The sequence below is a fragment of the Streptomyces sp. 3-6 genome (genome assembly GCF_056323165.1).
In genome coordinates this window covers 389,191-412,214 of the sequence record NZ_JBWHZP010000002.1, presented here as the reverse complement: position 1 = coordinate 412,214, position 23,024 = coordinate 389,191, and the positions used below count along the sequence as shown (strand labels likewise).

Sequence of the window (23,024 nt, the reverse complement as noted above, 5' to 3'; positions counted from 1 at the left end):
CGCTGAACCGCACGGATCATAAGGAGCCCGCTCTCTCGCCGCCCTGCTACGGGGTGATCCCGCTGCTCGTCCGGACCGATGCCTGAGCGTGCCGACGCCTCCCCGCCGTGGGGCCCACTGGCCCCCAGCCGGGACCTTCGGCCCCCGCACCCGGCCACCACACGGAGTTAGGTTCACCTAAGTGACAGCGGTACAGGCAGAGAGCGAGGCACGAACATGGCATCGACGGCCCCAGGGGCCCCGCAGACGCACATTCCCCTCCCCGGCGACGGACTGCCCGCCGCCCGCATGCCCGGCCACTGGCTGCTGGCCCGCCTGGGCAAACGGGTGCTGCGCCCCGGCGGTGTGGAGCTGACCCGGTGGATGCTCGACACCCTGGGCGTGGACCCGGAAGAGCGGGTGGTGGAACTGGCCGCCGGCCTCGGAGCCACAGCCCGGCTGACCCTCACCCGCCACCCGGCCGCCTACACCGCCGTCGACCGCGACCCGGCCGCCGTGGCCGCGCTCAGCGCTCTCGCCACCCCCGGCCCGACCGTGGTGCGGGCCGTGCGCTCGGACGCCGCGGACACCGGGCTGCCGGACGGCGGCGCCACGGTCGTGTACGGCGAGGCGATGCTGACGATGCAGCCGGAACCGGCCAAGCGGCGCGTCGTACGGGAAGCACGCCGTCTTCTCGACGACTCCACCGGCCGGTACGCCATCCACGAACTGTGTCTGCTGCCCGACGATCTCGACCCGGCCCTCGCCGACCGGATCACCGCTGACCTCGGGGAGGCCATCCACGTCGGCGCTCGCCCCCTGGCACCCACCGGCTGGTGTGAACTCCTCGCGGAGGAGGGCTTCACCGTCACCGCCCACAGAACAGCACCGATGGCGCTGCTCGAGCCACGCCGGCTCATCGCCGACGAAGGTCTGCTGCCCGCCCTGCGCATCACCGGCCGCGCACTGCGGGACCCGGCCGCCCTGCGCCGCGTGCTGCACATGCGCCGCGTCTTCCACCGCCATCGCACCCACCTCGGCGCGATCAGCCTGATCGCCGTCCCCACCCCGACCGAACACTGAGGAAGTACCCCATGACAGCCACCGTGATCACCGACCTGGCCGCCGAACTGACCGTTCCCGAAGACGGCACGCTGAGCCGCGTCCTGTACCGCGACGACCGGCTGCGCGTGGTCGGCTTCGCTTTCGCCGCCGGCCAGGAACTGACCGAGCACACCTCCGCGCTCCCCGTGGTCATCCAGGTCGTGAGCGGCCGCCTCGACCTCGTCATGGGCGAGGACAAGACTGAGGCGACGCCGGGGAGCTGGATCCACCTGCCGGCGCGGCTTCCGCACACCGTGCGCGCCACCGAGCCGAGCGTCATGCTGCTGACCATGCTGCCCACCCCGGCGCCGTCCGGGTCAACGGTTCCTTCCGCGGCCTGACCGCCGCTGCCCTGGCGGGCCTCCAATCGTTTGGGCCACGGCTGGAGGGCCGCCGTCGCAGCGCGTCAGCGCCGTTGCCACCGTGGGTGGCAGGACGTCGCACAGGTCGGTCCCCCGGACTTGGGCGGCGTGCTGCGTGGTGAACTGCGCAACGATGATGTCCGGGGGAGCCGAAGCACTCCTCGAAAGCACACCGCGGCGGGCGAGACGCCCCTTGTGAACGTCCCGTTGCTCCCCAAGTCGGGCCCCTGGCGTGCGATCGTCCGGGAGGCGACCCAGAGGGACCCGGAGCGACGCCCGGCCACGGTGTCCGCCTTCCTCGACTTCGTCGCACATGAGCTGGACGCGCCAACGGAGCCCGTTGCCCTACGCGGCGAGCACCTTCAGCGGGAACTGCTCGCCAGGTCGACGGGAGCGGGGACCGACCTCCTGACGCTGGCCGCTACGCATCCCGACGACACGGCTCTCTACTTCGACGTGCTGATCAAAATTCCCGTCGCCTCGATCATGACGGATCTGCTGGCCGACGCCGCTCGCGCGGTCGAGGTCGTGTCCGCGATGGCGACACTCTTCGGTTCCGACGTCTCCCACGGTTTCGAGGAACTCGACGCCACCGTCAAGTGGCTGGCCGGTATCGCCGAGGAGGCGGCCCGACTGAGGGAACTCGATCTCCTGGAAGCGTGCTGCGGTGGCGCGTTCGAATGGATCCCTCTCCTGGACGACCAAAGCGGCCAGGCCGAGGTCTTCTCCTGGTGGACGACCCTGAGCGCGGACGCCGCCAGCTCGGTGGCGGCGATGCTGCGACAGCATCCAGAGTGCGTGACGTACTTCGGTCACCTGGTGCACGACCTCCGCGTCGACCACCGGATTCGCGCGGCCATCGCCCAGCAGTAGACCAGTCCGGTCGCGCCTTGCGTCCGCCGTTCCCGCAGGAAGCGATCCTGGACGACTCCGCACACTATGTCGGTGGCGGGGTACTTTGGGCGAGACGGAGACGGTGGCCTTTTGCGGTGTCGCCGAAGTCGCGTTCGTCGTCGTCGCGGAAGCGTGTGTAGAACCACTCGGGTACTCGGGTGGTGTCCAGACGGGTGCGGAGTACGCCGTCCTGTACGTCCCGTGCGACGTTCCGTAGGCGGTGCCATTCGTCGTCGGGGACGGGGCCGGGGCGCCCGTTGTGTAGCTCGGTGTTGACGACCTTGGTGAGTCGGTCGCGTTCGTCGGCCACCTTGCGTTGGCCGGACCAGATCTCATAAGCGATCTGATAAGCCGCCAAGGACGGCACAAAGAAGCTGAGAAGCGTGTCGCCCAGAGACGCATCCGCAACCACTAGGCCGGCGACAAGGCCGATGGTGGCCCACAGGATCGCGGCGGTAGCGATGAGGTAGCTGTAGCGGCGGCGGAGGCGGGCGTCCCAGGCGAGGTTCTGTTCCTGTGCGATGAACACGTCGTAGGGGTGGTGGACGCCGTTGGTGGGGTCGTACCAGCCGTCGGTGATGCGCTTGTCCTTCGCGCTGCCTCGGGGGAGCTTGCGCGCGAGACGGCGGACGTCGGGTTCGGGGATGGGGTCGCCTGCAACGGTGACGCGCCACGGCAAGTGGAACAGGGCGGTGTCGAACATCTCTTGGAGCAGGGCGCCCTTGCGGGCGGTGTTCCCGGCGAGGCCCTTGAGCAGGAACGCGGAGACGACGAACCAGAAGAACCCGACGATCGAGACGGCTGTCCGGCCGTGACCGAGCAGCGTGATCAGGACACCGGCGGCGGCGAGCACGACAGCGGCGGTAACGCGCACGGCTTCGAGGAGCTGGCCGCGTTGGTGGCTTGCCGACGCGGCGCGCTGGAGGAGCAGCATGTCGTCGTCGAGCTGCCGCTCGTGGATGGCCCGAGGCGGGATCCCATGGATGCCGCCGGGGTCGGTAGAGAGGTTCATGGCCTGGTCATCCGGTTCCCGAACAGCTTCTTCCACTCGTCGTAGGCGGCGCGTTCCTGCTCCTCGTCCTCCAGGTCAACCGCCCGTTCCGCGATGGCGCGGGCCTGGTTAAGCGCGTTGGCCGCGGCGAGCTTCTGGGTCGCGTTCATGACGGCGTTGACGTTACCGCCCAGGCCGGCGGGGTCGGGCCACTCGTCACCGATGCGTTCGGCGGCGGTAGCCAGAAACAGCACGATCTCGTCCTGATAGCGCCCGATCGGCGGCTTCACCAGTGCCTGAGCCATGACCTCCAGCAGGAAGGAGGGCGAAACGGGCTCGCCGAGTTCGCGGTTGATGCCCTTGACCATCTTGACGAAGGGGACGTACTTGCCTTCACAGTCGGCGTTCTTGGCGATGCTCAGCTCGTGATGGCGCTTGGGATTGGTCGCGATCCAGTCGCCTGCCGAGGGATTGGGAATGTAGTAGCCGCCGTCGTCTCGCTTGAAGGCGGGGACTACATCGATCGACATGACCTCGTCGTCGGGGCCGTAGGGGATCACGATGGCCATGCCGTCGCGGGCGGCGGAGCTCCACTTCTGACGAAGCAGGGTCTCCAGCGCGTTGATCACTTGGATGGGAGCCTGATCACGGAAGCCGGCCTGGGAGCCGTCGGCGTCGAGGACCACGAAGATGTCGATGTCCTTGAGCTTCTTCGTCTTGGTGTCGCGCCGATAGCTGCCGGTGAGGAAGTCGTCGGCGAGGTCCCAGTGCGACCGGACGAAGTCGCGGATGGCCTCGTGCCGTGCCTTCGCCAACTTCTGCTCGGTCGGGGTGATCTCCAGGTTGTGCTTGAGGTTGGCGAAAGCGTCGTCGATGTATCCCATGGCGGTGTGCTCCTACTCGTCGTCTCAGCTGTGGTAATACCGCATACCGGTCGAGGCGTGCGGGGCGGAGCCGAGGGTGCCGAAGGTGATGCCGCTCAAGCCGTCGGTACTCGCCCGCTGGCCGGGGCCCCAACCTGGTTGTGGAGTGCGGGGCCCGTTGAAGGTGCAGAACAGCCGGTAAGTGGTGCCCGTGGGCACCCGGTCGAGCTTGGCCCGGAACCGGGCGGCTCGGGCACGGGATGCGGTGAACTCGGCGTTGCCATCGCCGGAGGTGGTGTAGGACACCGGGAACTCGATCACTGGTGCCACGGCGCCTGAGGGCTGGTGGCACTCCAGGACAACCGCGTCGAGGCTACCCTCCTCGATCCACGCCTTGATCGCGTTCTCGTTCTGCACCCAGTTCCGGCTCAGCGGGTCCACGCTGATCTTCAGGTCGGCGAGGATGCCGGTGATGGTGCCGAGGATGACGTCGGTCAGGTGCGTGGCGGTGTGTGCACGGGTGTAGCTGTAGGTGTAGGTGGAGGTCATCGCTGAGTCACCGCCCGTCGCAGAGCCTCACGATCGATCAGCGGACCGGAGTGGGCAGCCTTCGTCTCTGGAGCGGGCGGGACAGCGTCGGACAACCGGGCGTGACCGTCAGCGGCTGCCTTCACCTGCTCCTGGAACGGGGCCGGGGATGGCAGGTAGATCATAAAGTCGTCTGCGCCCGTCGCGCCGGGGACAGGGTTGAGGTTCTCCTCCAGCGTCAGCGCCGCAATGCCGGACACGGTCGTTATCTCGCAGTGCACCTTGCCGGCGACCAGGGTGATCGGGTGCCGCTGAAGGTGATCTGCCGCGATCAGCATCCGCCCGACCGCCTCGGCAGCCGACATTGCCTGCACTGCCTCGTCGCGGGACAGCGTGGAGGACTGGGCCACGGTATCCGCCACGAGGTCCATGATCACCGCCCAGGTTCCGCTGGCACTGCGCACGGGAGAGGCCGCCACCTGCCTAGAGCGCCGCACGGGACACCTCCGGCTCGCCCGTCTCCGCGACCGCGTTGCGCACTGCGGCGGCCAGGTCGTCTTCGGTGAGGCTGCCGGGGTCCAGCACCGTGTCCAGCCGCTGAGCCAGAGCTTCGAAGACCACCTTGCGCGTACGGCGACCGTCCAGCCCGTGAGCCGCTTCGGCGATGCGGTCCATCGCCGAGGAGCGCGCCAGCGCGCCCAAGGCCGGGTACTTGTCGGCCAGCGTCAGCAGTGTGGAGGCCAGGATCCTCCGCAGTGCCTCCGGCTCGGGAAGCGGGACGAGGATAGCGGCGTCGGAGCGGGAGAGGAACGCCTCGTCCAGGGCGGTGGTGAAGTTGCTGGTCGCGACGAAGAACAGATGCGGGTGCTCGGTGGCGTTGAGATCCAAGGCAGTGAGCACGGCGTCGGTGGCGCGGTGGACATCGGCCGGGTTGGCGGCCAGTGAAGCCGCCGAGCGGGCGACCGCCATCGATTCGACCTCGTCAAGGATCACCACGGTCGGCACGCCGTCCGACGCGAGACCCGGCACGTACTCGCCGAGCAACTCGCTGACCCGCTGCTGCGACTGCCCGTGTTCGGCACTCATCAGCCCGTGCGGGTTGATCTCGATCCGCCTGACCGCGCCTCCGGGGACATAGCGGGCGACCTGTGCCGGCAGGCCCCGTGCCAGGGTGGTCTTGCCGGTGCCGGGAGGGCCGTAGAGCGTGCACAAGCCGTGCAACGCCGTCACCGCGAACGGCAGGTCAGGTCGCACGAGCAGCGACAACACAGTCTGGTTGCGCAGCCGCTCCTTGATCTCTTCCGGCACCACGATGGCGTCCCACAGCGCGGTCTCCGCCGAGTCGGCGGTGATCACCTCATCCGCCAGCACGCACTCCTGAACCCTCATCCCCTCAGCTCCGTCCCCCCACGCTTGATGGGTTACCTCAGATCTGAACATGATCTTCCGTGCTTCAGGGAGAGTACACCATGTGGCGGAGATGCAACTCGACACACTTCACTCGGGCGTGTCTGCTGGAAGCCGCGTGATTTGACCGTCCGGTAACAAAGGCATGCCTAAGATACGAGCGGAACATTCAAGATCGAGATTCGTCCGCTGATCGGTGGACATCGACTGGCCCGGAGACGAGCGACGTGAACGACCCGCAACTGGACCCTGGCGACATCGCAGCCCTGTTCGATCGCGCCAGACTGCGAATGGCACGCGAACTCCGTGGGCTCACCCAGGTACAGCTAGCCCGCGAGGTCGGCGCCGTCACTGCGGCTTCGATCAGTCAGTTCGAGAACGGACACACCAAGCCCGCCACATCGACGCTTCGCCGGCTCGCGGTCGCGTTGCGGGTGCCGCCCTCGTTCTTCGCCGCTCCGGCCCGCCCCCCTGCGCAGGATCAGGTCAACGGGTTCTTCCGCAGTCTTCGATCCACCTCTCCCCGAGATCGTCAACAAGCTCTCGCCTACGTGCACCTCGCACGGGAAATCACGCTTGAGCTCGAAAAGCACGTCGCATTGCCCGAACTCAACCTGCCGCGCGTCCCAATCGACGAAGGACAGCCCCTTCGGTCCGCCGATATCGAACAAGCGGCAGCCCAAGTCCGTAACCACTGGAACGTCCCACGCGGTCCAGTTCAAGATGTTGTGCGACTACTGGAAATGAACGGAGTTGTGGTCGTCCGCTTCCGTGTCGGTGTCGAAAAAGTTGATGCATTCTGTGTCGACTTCCCTGACAGGCCCGTTATTGCCCTGGGGGCCGACAAGGGCCTGCGCGACCGCTCCCGCTTCGACGCGGCCCACGAACTAGGACATCTGGTCTTGCATGGCCACTCTGGAAAAATTGGCGACAAGGTCACTGAGAGTCAAGCCCACGAGTTCGCTGCCGCGTTCCTCATGCCAGCCGACGACGTCAGATCCGAACTTCCGGAGCGGCTCGACTGGCCCGCATTTCTCCGCTTGAAGGCAAAATGGCATGTCTCACTAGCCGCCCTTTTGGTCAGGGCAAAAACGCTCGGCGTCATGAGCGAACACACCTACGCTCAAGGATGGAAAGCGTTGTCCGTTCGAGGGTGGAGAAAAGTAGAGCCAGGCCCGCTGGGAAACCCAGAGGCCCCCGTACTCCTGCAGCGCGCACTAGAACTTATGGAAACAACGGGTATCTCATTCGCCGATTTCATCAATCGTTCCGGCCTTCCGGAAGCCGACGTTCGAACCCTGCTCAGTCGGGATATCAGCGAACGACCCCGCGTGGAGTTCTGATCTACCTCACCCGACCACTCAATGCCCCGAGGCCATCGAGGCCGAAGTGGTGGTCGCTTCAACGCCGATGTGCTTCAACGAACCGGACTTGGTCCTTGACTACGAACTCGGCTCGCTTCGTCGGCTGCAAACGATTAACCAGTGGGAGGACAACGCCCTGCTGGAGGTGCAGATCCGCGTAGCTGAAGGCGATCCTGCCGTCCACGCTCCAGCCACGTCCGACCAAGGCGCGCCGTGAGGGGCACGGATTCCTAATCCGGACGGTTGGGCGGGTGCGATCGCAAATGAGGTGCCTCGAAAGCGTCACAGGAACGCGACCGCATGTGGCGCCGAGCGCATCGTGCGCGCCCAGCGCAGCCGATCTCACGGCGAAGCCTCACCGGAGCGCTCCGGTGAGGCTTCGTCTCACGGCTCCGGGCAGAGGCCCCGCCAATGGTTGCTCCCCGGTGGGCCTCGGTCTATCACCGGCGCTATCACGCGTCTGTCACCAACTACACCGACGCCCCCGGACGGCGATGCCCTGACCTGCTACAACGCACACACCATGGACTGGCGTGGACGCCCATAGACGGTCTCTACAACCTGTGCCATGTGGTACCCAGTGAGGGACCCAGGATCAGGACCGGTGCGTCTTCCGGCCCGTCAAAGCGGTATTGCAGGGTGTTCGGTGGTGTCTCGCTCACGCCCCAGGCCCTCTCACGTCTCACGGGCATCTCACGCAGCCCGGGGGGAGCCGGCTGGTCGATGCGTCCGTGGCCGCTCCTGCCGGACAAGGCCGACGGCCTCACGGATCGAGACCGACCTCCGGCGTACGTCGATCGACACGTGAGCCCTGACCCGGAACGCGCCGCGCATTCCGGTGACGTCCCCGGCCCTGCGTCACGGAACACAACCGGTCCGCTGTCCCATCGCGCCGTCCGGGACGGGCTTGGTCGACATTGCGGCCGGGATCTGACCTCAATCGCCGCTAGCGTGAGAGGCCGCTCGCTTCCGTCGATGTGAGGACGCTCATGCAGCAGAAGGCTATTCAGATCATCGGTGCCCGTGAGAACAACCTCAAGGGCATCTCCGTGGAGGTGCCGAAACACATGGTCACCGTCTTCACGGGGGTATCTGGATCCGGAAAGTCGTCCTTGGTGTTCGACACCATCGCGGCGGAATCCCAGCGGCAGCTCAACGAGACGTTCACCGCGTTCGTGCGCAACCGCCTGCCCAAGTACGGCCAGCCCGACGTGGACGACATCGCGAACCTCTCGACTGCGGTGATCATCGATCAGAAGCGGATCGGGGGGAACGCGCGGTCCACCGTCGGGACGATCACCGACATCTACGCGTTGCTCCGGCTGCTCTATTCCCGGGTGGGCAAGCCCTGGATCGGCCATTCGAACGCCTTCTCGTTCAATGACCCCTCCGGAATGTGCCCCGATTGCGAGGGCCTTGGCCACCGGGTGCAGGTCGACCTCGACAAGCTGCTCGACAGGTCCAAGTCGCTGAACGAGGGCGCCATCCGGCACCCCGCCTTCAATGTGGGGGGGTGGTTCTGGAAGCTGTACGCCAATTCCGGCCTTTTCGACAACGACAAGAAGCTCCGTGACTACACCGAGAGCGAGTGGCAGGCGTTCCTGTACGGGACCCAGGGGTCCATCGCTCTGGAGTGGCAGGGCGGAAAGATCAACTCCAAGTACGAAGGGCTGATGGACAAGTTCAACCGGCTCTACCTGCGCAAGGAGCCGGACGAGATGAGCGCCAAGAACCGGGTGGCACTGGAGCGAGTCGTCACCCGGGGGCCCTGCGACACCTGTCAGGGGCAGCGGCTCAGCCGGCAGGCGCTCGGGTGCCGCATCAACGGCCGGAACATCGCCGAACTCGCCGCCCTGGAGATCGCCGACTTGATGGACGCCGTCAAGAAGGTCGACGGGTCGTCCGTCTCCACTCTGACGGCCAGTCTGATCGAGCGGCTCCAGCACCTCGTCGAACTGGGGCTGGGATATCTCAGCCTCAACCGCGAGACGTCCACGCTCTCCGGCGGCGAGTCGCAGCGCATCAAGATGGTGCGGCACCTCAACAGTTCGCTCGTCGACATGGTCTACATCTTCGACGAGCCCACGATCGGCCTGCACCCCAGCGACGTGCAGCGGCTCAGCCGGCTCCTGATGGAACTGGCCGGGAAGGGCAACACGGTGCTGGTGGTCGAGCACGACCGCGACATCATCGAGATGGCTGAACACGTCATCGACATCGGGCCCGGGGCCGGGCGCCACGGAGGCGAGATCGTCTACCAGGGCGACGTCCGGGGCCTCACCGAGGCGGACACGCCGACGGGACGGTACCTCCGCAGGATCACCCCGATCAAGGACCGGTTCCGCGAGGCCAGGGGGCACCTGGAGGTGACGGGAGCCCGGGCCCACAACCTCAAGGACATCAGCGTACGGATTCCGCTCGGCGTACTGACCGCCGTCACCGGGCCGGCCGGCTCCGGCAAGAGCACGCTCATTCACGACGTGCTGTTGCGGCAACACCCCTCGGCGGTCGTCATCGACCAGTCCGCGGTCACCACCAACCGGCGTTCGAACCCGGCGACCTACACCGGCATCATGGATGAGATCCGCAGGCTGTTCGCCCGCGAGAACCAGGTCAGCCCCTCACTGTTCAGCTTCAACTCCGAGGGCGCCTGCCCCACCTGCCAGGGACACGGCATCATCTACACCGACCTCGCCTTCATGGATCCGATGATCACGACCTGCGAGGTGTGCGCGGGGATGCGTTTCACCGAAGACGTCCTGCGTCTGACCCTGCGCGGGCAGAACATCCACGACGTACTGTCGATGAGCGCCGCCGAGGCGGCCGAGTTCTTCACCGAACCCAAGGTTGCCACGACCCTCCGTTCCATCAACCGGGTCGGCCTCGGCTATCTCCAGCTCGGCCAGCCGCTGAACACGCTCTCCGGCGGCGAGTGCCAGCGCATCAAGCTCGCCACGGAGCTCGGGAAGAAGGGCAGCGTCTACGTCATGGACGAGCCCACCACCGGGCTCCACATGTCCGACGTCGACAGCCTCGTCCACCTGGTCGACGACCTGGTCGAGAAGGGCAACTCGGTCATCGTCATCGAGCACAATCTCGACGTCGTCAAGCACGCGGACTGGGTCGTCGACCTCGGTCCCGGGGGCGGCAGCGAGGGCGGCCGGGTGATCTTCGAGGGCACCCCCGCCGACCTGGCGAAGGCCGAGCACTCGGTCACGGGTCGGTTCCTCGCCGCGTCCCTGGCCGACGCCGGTTCCGAGACGACCGGTCATCGCGCCAGGCGCTGATCCTCGCCCCGAGGGCCGACCGGCGTTCCCGTACGTGCCCGTCCCCGGGAACGCCGCGGCCCCGGGACCAGAGGTCACCGGACAGGGCTCAGCGCCGGACACGCTGCCCGGCCGACACACGGTGCCGGGCCGTCAGCTGTTCCAGCGTCGGCACCACCGCACCGGGTGCCGGGGTCCGCAGCATCTCCGCGCGGATCCGCGCGGCGCCCTGCCGGAAGGACGGCTCGGCCAGTATCTGAGCCAGCCTGTCCCTGACCCGGTCGGCCGAGGCGCCCTCACCGTGCGGCGGGAGGAAGATCCCCGCGCCCAGCTTTTCCAGCTGCCCGGCCCGGAAGACGTCGTCCCACTGCCAGGCGAGGGCGAGCTGAGGCACCCCGTGCAGGGCCGCCGTCGCCCAGGTTCCGGCGCCGCCGTGGTGCACGACGACCTCACAGCTCGGCAGGACGACGTGCAGGGACAGACTGTCCACCACCCGCACGTTCCCGGGCAGGGGCGGCAGGACCTCGCGCTCCTCGGCCTTGACCGTGGCGACCACCTCGGCGTCCAGCTCCGCGATCGAGGCCAGCAGCTCACCGACCCGGGGCAGCCCGGTGAAGCCCGTCGAGCGCTCCGTGATGCCCTGGGTGAGCAGGACCCTCGGGCGTCCCGGGTCCTCCCGGAGCCACGGCGGCACCACTGCCGGGACCGGGCCGTTGTACGGGACGAACCGCATGGGCACCGTCGGGCGGTCCGTGGCGAACCGCACGCTCGGCGGCATCTGGTCGATCGTCCAGTGACCGCTGATCACCTCGGGTCCGAAGGCCGCGCCGTGCCGCTCCAGCGTCCACGTCAGCCACTCCTCCAGGGCGTCGTCCCGGTGCTCGGCCGGCACCTCGTGCAGCGCCTGCTGGAACCGGTCGTGCACCCGTAGGAAGAGGTCCGGGCCCCACAGCAGGCGGGCCTGCGCCGCGCCGGTCACCTGGGCGGCCACCGCGCCGGCGAAGGTGAAGGGCTCCCAGACGACCAGGTCCGGCCGCCACCAATCGGCGAAGTCCACCAACTCGTCGATCATGGAGTCATTGTTGATCTGGGCGTAGAACGCCGCCGTCAGCATCGACGTGGACGCTTCGAGGAACTCCAGGTCGAGCAGCTCCGGCCGGTTCTCCAGGTAGTCGGAGTTCCGGTGCAGCGCGAACACGCCGGGCGCCATGGCCCCCATCGCCGCCTGCACCTGGTGGTCCGTACCCACCGGTACAGCCGTGAGTCCCGCACGGGTGATGCTGTCGGTGAGAGCGGGCTGGCTCGCCACCCGGACGTCGTGTCCGGCCGCCCGCAGCGCCCAGGCAAGGGGCACCACACCATTGAAGTGCGCGTCCATGGCGAACGCCGTCACGAGCACCTTCATGTGTCATCCTCCCCGGGTCACTTCTGGGCCAGCCGCAGCGAGAGCGGGGCGCGGACCACAGGTGAGCGCCCGCGCCCCAGCGGCTCGCCCTCGGCCCGCAGCCCGGGAAGCCGTTCGGCCACCGCCCGCAGGACGGCGGTGCACTGCATGCGGACGAGCGGAGCGACCAGCCCCAGATGGTCCCGGCCCGTCAGCGCCATGTGCGTGAAGCCGGGACCGCGGGGGCGGTCGAGACGGAATCGGTCCGGATCCTCGTACAGCGCCGGGTCCCGCTGGGCGGCGTCGACCAGCACCACCACGTGCTGGTCCGCCTCCAGCGTCTCGCCACCGATCTGGACCTCTGCCTGGGTGATCAGGCTGCGGAGCGTCACAGGAGGTGCCCAGCGGAGGGTCTCCTCGACCGCGTCCGCCGCCCTGCCGGGATCGGCCCGCATCAGCGCCCATTGCTCGTCGTGCTGCAGCAGGGCCATGACGGCGTTCGCCACGGTGGTGATCGCCGTCTCGGCCCCGACCACCGTGCTCAGCAAGGCCGCCATGACGGTGTCCCCGGGATCGCGTCCGCCGGGGCCCACGGCCAGCAGGGCGCTCATCGCCCCGTCCGTCGGTGCGATGAGGTGGTCGGCCACGGCCGCCGCCATCAGCTCCCGGACGCGGCGCAGCGCCTGCGTCATCGCCCGGGCCACCGGGAGGCGCGGCGGACACAGGACGGAGTCGAGCGCAGGGCCGCAGGCGACCAGCAGGTCCAGCAGTTCCGCCCGTGTCGCGTCCGGAAGACCCAGGACGGCGGTGAGCGAGCCCGCGATCGCAGGCCGGGCGAGATCCGATACCAGGTCGAAGTGCGGCGGCAGGCCGTCCAGCACCTGGTGCACCGCACGCTCGGCGTCCACCCGCCACGCGGCGCACGTACGGGGCCCGAGGACCGGACCGAGCAGGGCTGCGAGACGGTCGCGGTCGGCGGCGGAGGGTGTCAGCAGGTCCTCACCGAGCGGAGTGACGTGGCAGGTCCGCCAGGTCTCCCAGACGTTGTCCCGAACGTGCTCCTGCAGCCCTTCCGAGGCGGGGTGCCGAGGGCCCAGCAGCGGATCGTCCAGCAGGCCGGCCGATGTTTCTCCGTCCGCCGTCACCCAGGTGCCCAGCGCACTGCGGTGGAGCGGACCTCGGTCGCGGACCAGTTCACCGAGAGACAGATGATCGGCTTCGCCGCGCAGTCGCCGGGCATAGGGGTCGCCCAGCGCGCCGAAGACGAAGTGGAAGCCGCGCACGGTCAGCAGATGGCGCCCCAGCTCGCTGTTGGTCGGGGCGGCCGGCGGCGCGGACGTGGGTGTGGGCATCGTCATGCTCCTCACACGGTCGCGGCCCGGGTATGGGCGCAGATGGCGGCGGCCAGCGGTTCGTGGACCGCGAGGGGCAGCGCGTGCCCCATGTTCTCGATCTCCACGACCCGGGCGCCGGGAATTCGGTCGGCCAGGTGCCGGGCGTGCGGCGGCGGGGCCGCGGGGTCGCACATCGCCTGGATCGCCAGTACCGGTGTCGTGATGCGGGCCAACTCCGCCCCCCGCGACACCGGCGGCTGCGGGATCATGTGGTGCACGATCGGCTCGTCGAACGTTCCCGCGTGACCGGCGGCCAGGAGTTCACGGCGCCGGAACTCGTCGGAGTCGAAAGGCACTCCCTCCCCGTTGAGCAGGCGCCACTTCTCCACCCGGCGCTCTAGTAGTTCCTCGTCCGTCCCGGCCGGCTGCTGAAGAAGCATCATCATGTCGAGGAACCGTCGGCTGGGCACCGGCAGTCCGCTGACGGAAGGCTCACCTTTGAGCGCCGCCTCCAGGTCGGCGTCGAAGTCGACATCGAGCGCACCCCCCAGCATCACGGTGAGTGTCAGGAGACGCTCCGGAGCGTCCAGGGCGAGCAACTGGCCGACGGTATGGCCCAGCGACATGCCCACCACATGGGCGGCGCGGACCTGCCAGGCGTCCAGGACGGCCAGCGCGTCGGTGGCCAGCTCGTCGAAGCCGTAGGGGTGGAGCGCGAAGTCGCACCGGGAGGAGCGCCCTGTGTCCCGGTGGTCGTAGCGGATCACGAAGTGCCCGGCCGCGGCGAGGCGTTCAACGAACTCGTCCGGCCATGACCTGGCCGAAAGGTTGCCGCCGGCGATCAGGAGCAACGGAGCGTCGGCCGGATCGCCGATTCCTTCGCTCCACAAGGTCACCTCGTCCTTGGTGATCATGCGTGTCGGCATTGCTGATGGCTCCTTCCCGTACCTCGTGTGTCAAGCGCCGGTGGACGCGGGGGCGAGGACGAGGAGCGAGAGGTCGTACGGGATGGTCGGCGAAGGCAGTTGCCGTACCTCCTCGACCACGAGGCCCGCCGACGCGGCCAGGCCGTCCCACTTCTCGCGGGTGCGCAGGGCACCGCCGAGGAAGACCAGCATCCGCAGATCGAGCTCGGTGAACTGTTCGTTGAACGAGTTCTCGTGGAGGTCGTCGCGCTCGTGGATCAGGATCCGCCCGCCGGGCTCCAGGGCCTCGGCACAGCGGGTAAGGATTCGGACAGCATCGTGATCCGGCCAGTTGAGGAGGACGAAGGAGAGGATGATCGCGTCCGCCCTGCGGGGCAGCGGCTCGAAGAAGTCCCCTTCGACGACGTCGACACGGTCCGAGAGGCCCGCGTCCCTCAGGTAGGAGCGGGCGGTGTCCACGGTGCCCGCCATCTCCAGCACGGTGGCCGACACATGTGGGGCCCGGCGCGCGATGGCCGCGGCGAACCCCCCCTTGCCACCCCCCACGTCGAGCACGTGCCGGACGTTCGTCCAGTCGTGAGCGGCGGCCGGAGCGTCGAAGGCGACGTCCTGGTCGCAGGCGAGCAGCGAGTCGAAGGACGCGCGCAGGTCGGGGCGGCCGGCCAGATCTTCGTAGAACGGCTTGCCGTAGACGGACTCGTACGTGGGGCGGCCGCTACGGATGGCTTCGGGGAGGCGGGTGAAGGAGATGTCGGCACGCGCCACGGCCTGCGTCAGGTCGTGCCAGGCACGCTGAGCGGCCGGGTGGTCGTCGGCGAGCAGCTTGCCGACCTCGGTCGGGGCGAACTCGCCCGGTGCGTCCTCCTCGAGCAGGCCGATCGCCACCAGGTGGCGGATCAGTCGCAGGAGTGCTTCCGGCCGCGTGTCGGTTCTGGCCGCCAGGGCTTCCACGGTGCGGGCCCCCGCCAGGATGTGGTCGACGAGCCGCAGGGTGGCAGCCGTCCGGACGACCATGGGCGTGTGCAGGCTTCCGAGGCGGATCAGGGTCCTGAGGGCGTCGATCTGCTGCGGCCGGGCCGCGACCGTCGGTTCGGCTGTCATGGTGTGTCCGTGCTCCTGTCGTGGCGTCGGCGGGGCGGTGGGGGTCAGGGTCGCCAGCCCTCGGGAGTGGGCCAGGGCTCGCCGAGCTGGCGGTAGGTGCCGAGATAGTCGGGCCAGTCGCGGTGATCACGGATCTTGCCGTCGACGATGCGGATGAGGTGGATCTGCTCACCGGAGAACCGGCGCCCCGTTGCCGGCATGCCGACGAGGTTGCCGACGTGCCGCCCGTAGAGGGCGAGCTTCGCGCGGACCCACGGGCCGTTCTCCTCGTACCCGATCTCCTCCAGGTGCGCCTCCTCGGAGAAGGCGTACTTAAGCCACGTGACGGCAGCTGCGAACGCCTCCGGGCCTCGCAGCTCCGGGTTGTGCTCCAGCGCGCCGGGGTTCAGGTACTCGTGATGAATGAACTCCGCGACATCATCGGTTTTTCCCGTGTTGTACGCCTCCACCATGCGGCGGACCAGATCGATCTGCGGGCTCATGGTTTCCCTCCCGAAAGCCGTATCGGAAACGGCGGCACCAGCGGTGACCGCGTCAGCGATTGTTGTTTCTTCCAGGGACGGCGTACAAGTGCTTCCGGGGCACCTCGAACGGCACTCCACCGCCCTTCAAGTGCAGGTCGAACACTGGTGATCAGGGAAGAGCCCACATCGCAGAGGCAGGAGCCGAAGGTGCAGGATTCGTCCTACAAGAAACAGGTGACTCAGGCCTTCGACCAGTCGTCGTCCACTTATGATCGACTGGGGGTGGAATTCTTCACGCCCATGGGTCGCCGCCTGGTGGACATCTCGGAGCCGGTCACGGGTGAACGAGTGCTCGACATCGGCTGCGGGCGCGGCGCATGCCTTTTCCCGGCTGCGGAAAAGGTCGGCTCCCAGGGGTGCGTCCACGGTATCGACATCGCTCCCGGAATGATCGAGGAAGCTCGCAAGGAAGCCACCGAACGCGGTCTGCGGAATATCAGCCTCATGGTGATGGATGCGGAGACACCCGGATTTCCGGCGCGTTCCTTCGACCTGGTCATGGGGAGCTACAGCGTCATTTTCCTGCCGGATGCCGTGGGCGCCCTCGCGCGCTACGCCGACATCCTGGACCACGGCGGCAGGATCGCGTTCACCAGCCCGGTCTTCCGTGCCGGCACGTTCCCGTTCCTGCCGCCGGAGTTCACCCCGCTCATCCCCCAGGCATTGCTGGAGCACCTCCCCGAGCAGTGGCGGCCCGAGGCGCTGGTCCGGCGGTTCAACAGCTGGCTGGAGCGAGCCGAGGATCTTGTCCGTACCCTTGAAGGCTGCGGTTACGCCTCGGTCTCCGTCATCGACGAGCCGGTGCGGATGACGGCCCCGTCCAGCGAGACGTGGGTGGACTGGTCCCACACCCAGGGCATGCGTCTGCTGTGGCAGAACCTCCCGCAGCCGCAGCGAACGGAACTGCGCGCACGGCTCGTCGAGGGACTCGACAAGCTGAGCGACGCCACCGGGGCCCTCGCCATCGACGTGCCTGTCCGCTTCGTCACCGCCCGGGTCGCCCACTGAGCACAGCGCCCCGCTCGCGCACTGCGGTCAGCGCCGCCGCCACGGACGTCCGGTCCATCTCGGCGGTGCCGGCCCGCGGCGGCAGCAGCGACACCACCGCGTTCCTCCCCGACCGCACCGTCGGATGGCGGCGGGCGACGGTGCTGAGCCCCTGCCCCGGCCCGGTCTCCAGGCAGACGACGCCCGTGCGGGAGCGGAGCATCGCGTCCAGTGCCGGCCAGAAGCGGACCGTCTCCACGGGATGTCCGGCCCAGTAGGACGGGTCGGCGGCCAGTCGCCCGGTCACCGCGCCCGGCCGGTACCCGGAGCGGAGAGGGATGGACGGCGCCGCCACGCGCGTCGATGCGAACCGCTCGGCCGCCCCCGTCGTGTACGGGGCCAGCACCGGACTGTGGAATGCGGTCAGCGAGGGCACCTCACGGCATGTGAGCCCCGCCTCCCGCAGTGCCCGGGCGACCGCGGCGAGCGGTGCGACGGGGCCGGCGAGGATGGTCTGGCGGGGCGAGTTGACGGCCGCGACCGCCACCTCCCCCTCCACGAGATACGGGCCCAGCACGTCCTCGCCCGCGGCGACCGCCAGCATCCCCCCGGGCGGTGCCTGGGCCAGCCGTCGCACCCGGTCCAGCAGGAGGCAGGCCGCGTCGCGCAGCGTGAACACCCCGGCGAGCGCGGCCCCCGCCATCTCGCCGACACTGTGCCCGAGCAGGGCCCACGGCCGGCCCGTCGTGGCCAGTACCATCCTGCCGAGGGCGTAGTCCACCGCGAACAACAGCGGCTGGGACCGGGTGACGTGGTCCAGCGGCACGGCTGGACGGTCGCTCAGCCAGTCGGCACGCAGCCGCTGGCCCTCACAGTCGCCGGCGGCATCGTACGCGGCGAGGACCTCGTCCATGGCAGCGGTGAAGACCGGTTCGGATCCGTACAGCCCGGCTGCCATCCGCGCGTGCTGGGACCCCTGCCCCGGGAACATCAGGAGAATCGCGGGCACGTCCATGACGGTCTCCTCACCGGGCGGCCGGGGCGGCCGCCCACGACGGGCGTTCCAGCAACTCCACGACGGCGCACGACCAGCTAAAGCCGGCACCGACGCTGACCAGCAGACACAATTCCCCCGGGGCGAGGCGGCCGGAGCCCACGAGGTGGTCGAACCCGGCGATCGGGTCGCCGCCGCCCAGATGGCCGGTCCGTCGCCCGAACTCCCACGTGGTCCGCTCGGGCGGAACCGGCCACTTTCCGAAGTAGGCGGCGCTCAGCCTGCGCCAGCCCATGTGCGGCAGCACGACCCGGCTGATGTCGTCGAGTCCGACCCCGGCGGCCTTCAGCGCGCCGGCCAGAGCCTCCTCCTGGCCCGCCGAGACCCGCGCGACGCTGAACGAGCCTCCCGCCTCGGCCACGTACGCCCGCTTGTGCGCGTCCAGGTCGACGGTCCGCTGCTCCTCCGCGGACGGCGGGCCGAACGGGTGTCCGCCCCGGTGCATGCCCTCCAGCACCGGTTCGGAGACCGTCACCAGGCTACGCAGCCGGGCGAAGCCTCCCTGCCGGGACAGTACGAGGGCGGTGCCGCCGTCGGCGTACACCGTGCCGGGGTCGCTGTTCCAGCGGTCGAAGCCCGGCGGACTCATCCGGTCGCCCGTCGTGACGAGAGCGGCCGTCCGGTCCGGGGCGGCGAGCAGGTACGCGCGGGCGAGCTCCAGGGCGGCCATGCCGCCGTTGGACACCTGCCGCACCTCCATGGCGGGGCAACGGTTCCCGAGGGCCACCCGCTGGACGTAGGAGGCGGGAGCCCACAGATGGTGCCCCTGGAAGTACAGGCTGGCGTGCAGGACGAGGACGATGCGGGCCGGGGGGACGCCGGAGCGGTCCACAGCGGTCCGGGCCGCCGAGGCCGCCATCTCCGCCGGTGTCTCCTTGTCGGCGACCGCCACCGACAGCATCCGCGTCGAGGAGGCGAGCCTGCGGTCGCAGTGACCGGCGGCCAGGGCCTGATCCGTGGTCACCGGCGGGGGCAGCCAGACACCGCAACCGGCCACGTAGAGGTCCCCAGGTGCTCCCGGCAGCGTGCTCACGCCGCCCTCCGGACGACCAGAGCGCTATTGAAACCCCCGTGGCCCCGGGCGACGACGAGAGCCGCCCTGGCGTCGGCCATCGCCCGGGGCCGCCCGGTCACCACGTCCAGCGGCAGATCGGGGTCCGGGTGGACGTGGGCGGTCGCCGGGACCACCTCGTCCCGCAGCGCCAGCAGTGCGGTGGCCACGTCCAGCGGCCCGGCGCCCGAGTACAGTCGGCCGGTGAGCGTCTTGGGGACGGTCACCGGCACCCGGCGCGGTCCGAAGACCGCCGCCAGGGCCTCCGCCTCGGCCACGTCCAGTTCGCCGACGGCCGCGCCGTCGGCGAACACCACGGCTATGTCGGAGCGGTCCAGCCCCGCGTCGGCCAGCGCCGTCTCGACGGCACGGGCGAGGGCGGAGGGGCGGCCGGAGCCGGGGGGCGGGTCGAAGCTCGCGCCGTACCCGGCGATCGACCCGTACACCTTCCCGCCCCGTTCGGCGACGCGCTCCGCGTCCTCGACGGCGAGGATCGCGCCCCCCTCACCGGGCACGTGTCCGGCCGCTCGCCGGTCGAACGGCAGATACCCGGCCGTCGGGTCGTCCGAGCCGCTCAGCCGACCGGACCTCACCTGGGCCGCCATACCGTACGGGCACAATGACGAGTCCATGGCGCCCGAGACGATCAGCTCGGCTCCGCCCCGGACCTTGCGGCGGGCGTGGGCGAGGGCGTCAAGGCCGCCCGCCTGCTCGGCCACCACCACTCCGACCGGACCACGCAGGTCGTGGCGGATGGCGATCTGCCCGGTGTTGACGGCGTAGAACCAGGCGAACGACATGTAGGCGCTGACGTGGGCCGGCCCCTTGCTCCACAGGTTCTGCAATTCCCGCTGGCCGAACGCGAAGCCGCCGGAAGCGCTGGCCGTGATCACCCCCGCCTCCAGCGGCGACGACGGCGAGCAGCCGGCCTCCCGCAGGGCCCACTCGGCGGCGGCCAGCGCGTACTGGGTCATCGGATCTGTCTGCACCAGCAGCCGCTTCGGCAGATGGTCCTCGGGGACGAAGTCGCTCACCTCACCGGCCAGCCGCCCCAGGCGACCGTCGTCGGCGAACCGCCTCAGCGGTCCGATGCCGTTGCGGCCGTTCAGGACGGCGTCCCAGTACGCGCCCACACCGAGCCCGTTGGGGGCGACGATCCCGAGACCCGTCACCACCGCGCGGCCCTTGAGGCACCGCCGGCCCGAGGATGATGCGCGGATCCGCGAGGATGCGGCCCCTTCAGCTGGACGTGTCATGGCGCTCACCTCTCGGGACGGCTCAACAGCATGGCGCTCTGGAAGCCGCCGAAGCCGCTGCCCACCGTCAGCGCATGCCGCACCCGCTTTTCTCGCGCCGTCAACGGCACGTAGTCCAGGTCGAGTTCGGGATCCGGGTCGTGCAGATTCGCGGTCGGCGGGATCGCCCCGTACTCCACCGCCAGTGCGGTCGCCGCCACTTCGAGCGAGCCGGCGGCCCCCAGGGAGTGACCGATCATCGACTTCACGGAGCTGATGGGAACCCGGTATGCGTGATCCCCCAGCGAGCGCTTGAACGCGGAGGTTTCGTGCCGGTCGTTCTGCTGCGTCGCTGTTCCGTGGGCGTTGACATAGTCCACGTCCGAGGGGGCGCGGCGGGCTTCGTCGAGGGCCGCGGTAATCGCCGCAGCCATCTCGGCGCCGTCTGCGCGCAGCCCCGTCATGTGGTATGCGTTGCCGCGTGAGGCGTACCCGCCGATCTCGGCGTAGATTCGCGCGCCCCTGCGCACGGCCGCCTCTGCCTCTTCCAGAACCACGATCGCACCACCCTCGCCCAGCACGAAGCCGTTGCGGCTGCGGCTGAAGGGGCGCGAGGCGGTCTCGGGTGTGTCGTTGTGGTCGGAGGTCGCCCTGATGGCGTCGAAGCAGGCCACCGTGATCGGTGCGATGGGGGCGTCCACGCCTCCCGCGAGCATGACGTCCACCGTCCCCTCGCGGATGAGTTCGCAGGCGTACCCGATGGAGTCGATCCCCGAGGTGCACCCGGCCGAGACGATGTTCACGGGCCCTTCCGCCCCGGCGAGCCAAGCCACTTCGGCGGCGAGGGAACTCGGCACGAAGTAGTCGTACAGCTCGGGCGCCCCCCGGTGGGGGTCCACGACCCAGTTCGCACCGCCCGCGCTGAGAGCCACGTACTCGGACTCCAGTTTCTGCGTGCAGCCGACAGCGGTACCCACGCACACCCCGACCCGGTGGGCGGAGTCCTCCCCGATGCGCAGCCCGCTGTCAGTGAGCGCCTCCTGACCGGCGACCAGCGCGAACTGCCCGGCCCGGTCGAGGCGCCGGGCCTGCTCCGCGGACAGCCCTGCCGCGACCGGATCGAAGTCGCACTCGGCGGCGATCCGGGAACGGAAGGGCGTGGCGTCGAACGTGGTGATGGCCCGGGTGGCGGTGGTCCCGGACAGCAGCAGCTCCCAGAACGACTTGATGCCGATGGCTCCCGGGGCCACCACACCCATCCCGGTGATGACGACCCGTCGGTTCACGTCGTCCGCCCTTCGGGCCTGCTCATGGCCGGGGCGCCCGGCGCGACACGGATCTGACGGGACCGGTACAGGGTCGGTTCGCTGGTGCTCAGCGCCCGCAGGACGGCCGCGTGGGCCGGGAACTGCGGGTGCGCCACAGCGGCACGGAAGGAGGCCTCGTCGTCCCAGACCGCGATGTTCACGTACTGCGGGCGGACGTCGGCCGAGCCGGAGCCGGTCGGCGCCAGCAGGACGTGCCAGCGGAAGCCGGGTCGGCGACACAGGAACTCGGCCGTTTCGGCGAACGCCGCCTCGAAGTCCTCGGCTGATCCGCTCAGGGTGAATCGGTTGACGAAGGTCACCGACCCGGAGCCGGCGTCGTTCGGTTCTGGCAGAGGCATCGCTGCTCCACGGGTCCGTTGGTCCAGGTGTGGGGTGGACGTCGGTGCGACGGTGCGGCCGCGTCCGCAGGTGCGGTCACGCCGGACTCCGAGGTTCTGCGGCGCCGCTCGACCTCCTCTGGAAGCCGGGTCGTCAAGCGCGGCTCGAGCGCGAGGTGTGAGGGTGGGCCCTCCGTCGAAGGGAGGATCATGTCCGACGCAGCCGACCGGGTCGCACTTGTCACCGGGGGAACCAGCGGCATCGGTCTCGCGGTGGCGCGCAAGCTCGCCCTGGACGGGACCCGGGTGTTCCTGTGCGCTCGTGACGAGAGCGCCGTCACCGGCACCGTGAAGGAACTTCAGGCATCGGGACTGGAGGTGGAGGGCACGTCCTGCGACGTGCGGAGCACCGACGACGTCGACCGGCTGGTCCGAACGGCCCGGAACCGCTTCGGGCCGATCGACATCGTCGTCAACAACGCCGGCCGCGGTGGTGGAGGAGTGACCGCCCAGATCACGGACGACCTGTGGTCCGATGTCGTCGACACCAACCTCGGCGGGGCCTTCCGGGTCACCCGCGCCGTCCTCACCGGCGGCGGCATGCAGGAGCACGGCTGGGGCCGGATCATCAACATCGCCTCTACCGGCGGCAAGCAGGGAGTGGCCCTCGGCGCTCCCTACTCCGCCTCCAAGAGCGGCCTGATCGGCTTCACGAAGGCTGTTGCACTGGAGCTGGCCAGGACGGGCATCACGGTCAACGCCGTCTGCCCGGGGTACGTCGAGACGCCCATGGCCCAAGGCGTGCGGCAGCGATACGCCGCCTTCTGGGGGATCACCGAGGACGACGTCCTGGAGAAGTTCCGGGCGAAGATCCCGCTCGGACGCTACTCGACGTCCGACGAGGTGGCCGGAATGGTGCACTACCTGGTCTCCGACAGCGCCGACTCGATCACGGCCCAGGCCATCAATGTCTGTGGTGGCCTCGGCAGTTACTGACCGTCCACGACCCGAGCTCAGGAGGGCAG

Annotated in this window: 23 protein-coding genes; 8 read left to right on the top strand and 15 right to left on the bottom strand. The window is 69.2% G+C overall.

Annotated features, from left to right (window positions below; genetic code table 11):
* The first annotated feature begins 216 nt into the window (after positions 1-216).
* The 3 genes from AC02VZ_RS05965 (at position 217) to AC02VZ_RS05955 (ending at position 2,318) form a co-directional block, all read left to right on the top strand.
* Positions 217-1,062, top strand: coding sequence for a class I SAM-dependent methyltransferase (locus AC02VZ_RS05965; RefSeq protein WP_476474719.1), 846 nt, complete (start codon positions 217-219; stop codon positions 1,060-1,062).
* Between the two features lie 11 nt (positions 1,063-1,073).
* Positions 1,074-1,424: a cupin domain-containing protein gene (locus AC02VZ_RS05960; protein WP_432058310.1), complete on the top strand. Its 351-nt coding sequence runs from the start codon at positions 1,074-1,076 to the stop codon at positions 1,422-1,424.
* A gap of 216 nt (positions 1,425-1,640) precedes the next feature.
* Positions 1,641-2,318, top strand: a complete 678-nt coding sequence (locus tag AC02VZ_RS05955; RefSeq protein ID WP_476474718.1) for a hypothetical protein — start codon at positions 1,641-1,643, stop codon at positions 2,316-2,318.
* A gap of 64 nt (positions 2,319-2,382) precedes the next feature.
* On the opposite strand, the gene AC02VZ_RS05950 is transcribed toward AC02VZ_RS05955, so the two are convergent.
* From AC02VZ_RS05950 to AC02VZ_RS05930, 5 genes are read right to left on the bottom strand one after another with little or no spacing between them, the layout of a single operon-like run.
* Positions 2,383-3,351, bottom strand: coding sequence for an S-4TM family putative pore-forming effector (locus AC02VZ_RS05950; protein WP_476474717.1), 969 nt, complete (start codon positions 3,349-3,351; stop codon positions 2,383-2,385).
* Positions 3,348-4,214: a CBASS oligonucleotide cyclase gene (locus AC02VZ_RS05945; protein ID WP_476474716.1), complete on the bottom strand. Its 867-nt coding sequence runs from the start codon at positions 4,212-4,214 to the stop codon at positions 3,348-3,350. Before AC02VZ_RS05945 ends, AC02VZ_RS05950 begins: the two co-directional genes overlap by 4 nt.
* A 24-nt stretch (positions 4,215-4,238) precedes the next feature.
* Positions 4,239-4,742 (bottom strand): hypothetical protein, encoded by a 504-nt coding sequence (locus AC02VZ_RS05940; RefSeq protein WP_476474715.1) that lies wholly within the window; start codon positions 4,740-4,742, stop codon positions 4,239-4,241.
* Positions 4,739-5,185 (bottom strand): hypothetical protein, encoded by a 447-nt coding sequence (locus tag AC02VZ_RS05935; protein ID WP_476474714.1) that lies wholly within the window; start codon positions 5,183-5,185, stop codon positions 4,739-4,741. The genes AC02VZ_RS05940 and AC02VZ_RS05935 overlap by 4 nt, the downstream gene beginning before the upstream one ends.
* Positions 5,186-5,204: 19 nt before the next feature.
* Positions 5,205-6,092: an AAA family ATPase gene (locus tag AC02VZ_RS05930; RefSeq protein ID WP_476474713.1), complete on the bottom strand. Its 888-nt coding sequence runs from the start codon at positions 6,090-6,092 to the stop codon at positions 5,205-5,207.
* A 263-nt stretch (positions 6,093-6,355) separates the two neighbouring features.
* Between AC02VZ_RS05930 and AC02VZ_RS05925 the strand changes: the two genes are divergently transcribed.
* The 3 genes from AC02VZ_RS05925 (at position 6,356) to AC02VZ_RS05915 (ending at position 10,779) form a co-directional block, all read left to right on the top strand.
* Positions 6,356-7,471 carry a helix-turn-helix domain-containing protein gene (locus tag AC02VZ_RS05925; protein ID WP_476474712.1) on the top strand — a complete coding sequence of 372 codons (1,116 nt, stop codon included), beginning with the start codon at positions 6,356-6,358 and terminating at the stop codon, positions 7,469-7,471.
* A gap of 46 nt (positions 7,472-7,517) precedes the next feature.
* Positions 7,518-7,709, top strand: coding sequence for a hypothetical protein (locus AC02VZ_RS05920; protein ID WP_476474711.1), 192 nt, complete (start codon positions 7,518-7,520; stop codon positions 7,707-7,709).
* 772 nt (positions 7,710-8,481) lie between these two features.
* Positions 8,482-10,779, top strand: a complete 2,298-nt coding sequence (locus AC02VZ_RS05915; RefSeq protein WP_476474710.1) for an ATP-binding cassette domain-containing protein — start codon at positions 8,482-8,484, stop codon at positions 10,777-10,779.
* A gap of 88 nt (positions 10,780-10,867) precedes the next feature.
* Here the strand turns inward: AC02VZ_RS05915 and AC02VZ_RS05910 are convergent, their stop codons facing one another.
* The 5 genes from AC02VZ_RS05910 to AC02VZ_RS05890 are packed head-to-tail and all read right to left on the bottom strand — an operon-like array spanning position 10,868 to position 15,985.
* A complete protein-coding gene (locus AC02VZ_RS05910) occupies positions 10,868-12,163 on the bottom strand; it encodes an activator-dependent family glycosyltransferase (protein ID WP_476474709.1) in 1,296 nt (431 codons plus the stop codon).
* A gap of 17 nt (positions 12,164-12,180) precedes the next feature.
* A complete protein-coding gene (locus AC02VZ_RS05905) occupies positions 12,181-13,494 on the bottom strand; it encodes a cytochrome P450 family protein (RefSeq protein WP_476474708.1) in 1,314 nt (437 codons plus the stop codon).
* 11 nt (positions 13,495-13,505) lie between these two features.
* Positions 13,506-14,402, bottom strand: coding sequence for an alpha/beta fold hydrolase (locus AC02VZ_RS05900; RefSeq protein ID WP_432054863.1), 897 nt, complete (start codon positions 14,400-14,402; stop codon positions 13,506-13,508).
* Positions 14,403-14,432: 30 nt separating this feature from the next.
* Positions 14,433-15,503: a methyltransferase gene (locus AC02VZ_RS05895; protein WP_476474707.1), complete on the bottom strand. Its 1,071-nt coding sequence runs from the start codon at positions 15,501-15,503 to the stop codon at positions 14,433-14,435.
* 44 nt (positions 15,504-15,547) lie between these two features.
* Positions 15,548-15,985, bottom strand: coding sequence for an ester cyclase (locus AC02VZ_RS05890; RefSeq protein WP_432054865.1), 438 nt, complete (start codon positions 15,983-15,985; stop codon positions 15,548-15,550).
* Positions 15,986-16,174: 189 nt separating this feature from the next.
* Between AC02VZ_RS05890 and AC02VZ_RS05885 the strand changes: the two genes are divergently transcribed.
* Entirely contained in the window at positions 16,175-17,035 is an 861-nt protein-coding gene (locus AC02VZ_RS05885; protein WP_432054866.1) for a class I SAM-dependent methyltransferase, read from the top strand.
* Here AC02VZ_RS05885 and AC02VZ_RS05880 read toward each other — a convergent pair.
* The 5 genes from AC02VZ_RS05880 to AC02VZ_RS05860 form a co-directional block, all read right to left on the bottom strand.
* Positions 17,013-18,029, bottom strand: coding sequence for an acyltransferase domain-containing protein (locus AC02VZ_RS05880; protein ID WP_432054867.1), 1,017 nt, complete (start codon positions 18,027-18,029; stop codon positions 17,013-17,015). The genes AC02VZ_RS05885 and AC02VZ_RS05880 overlap by 23 nt on opposite strands.
* Positions 18,030-18,039: 10 nt before the next feature.
* The gene (locus tag AC02VZ_RS05875) at positions 18,040-19,101 is read right to left on the bottom strand and encodes a ketoacyl-ACP synthase III family protein (RefSeq protein WP_432054868.1); all 1,062 of its coding nucleotides are present in this window, start codon (positions 19,099-19,101) and stop codon (positions 18,040-18,042) included.
* The gene (locus tag AC02VZ_RS05870) at positions 19,098-20,294 is read right to left on the bottom strand and encodes a ketosynthase chain-length factor (RefSeq protein ID WP_476474706.1); all 1,197 of its coding nucleotides are present in this window, start codon (positions 20,292-20,294) and stop codon (positions 19,098-19,100) included. The genes AC02VZ_RS05875 and AC02VZ_RS05870 overlap by 4 nt, the downstream gene beginning before the upstream one ends.
* Before the next feature lie 86 nt (positions 20,295-20,380).
* Positions 20,381-21,640, bottom strand: coding sequence for a beta-ketoacyl-[acyl-carrier-protein] synthase family protein (locus AC02VZ_RS05865; RefSeq protein ID WP_476474705.1), 1,260 nt, complete (start codon positions 21,638-21,640; stop codon positions 20,381-20,383).
* Positions 21,637-22,020 (bottom strand): antibiotic biosynthesis monooxygenase family protein, encoded by a 384-nt coding sequence (locus AC02VZ_RS05860; protein WP_432054871.1) that lies wholly within the window; start codon positions 22,018-22,020, stop codon positions 21,637-21,639. Before AC02VZ_RS05860 ends, AC02VZ_RS05865 begins: the two co-directional genes overlap by 4 nt.
* Positions 22,021-22,209: 189 nt before the next feature.
* Between AC02VZ_RS05860 and AC02VZ_RS05855 the strand changes: the two genes are divergently transcribed.
* Positions 22,210-22,995: an SDR family NAD(P)-dependent oxidoreductase gene (locus tag AC02VZ_RS05855; protein WP_432054872.1), complete on the top strand. Its 786-nt coding sequence runs from the start codon at positions 22,210-22,212 to the stop codon at positions 22,993-22,995.
* Positions 22,996-23,024: the final 29 nt, after the last annotated feature.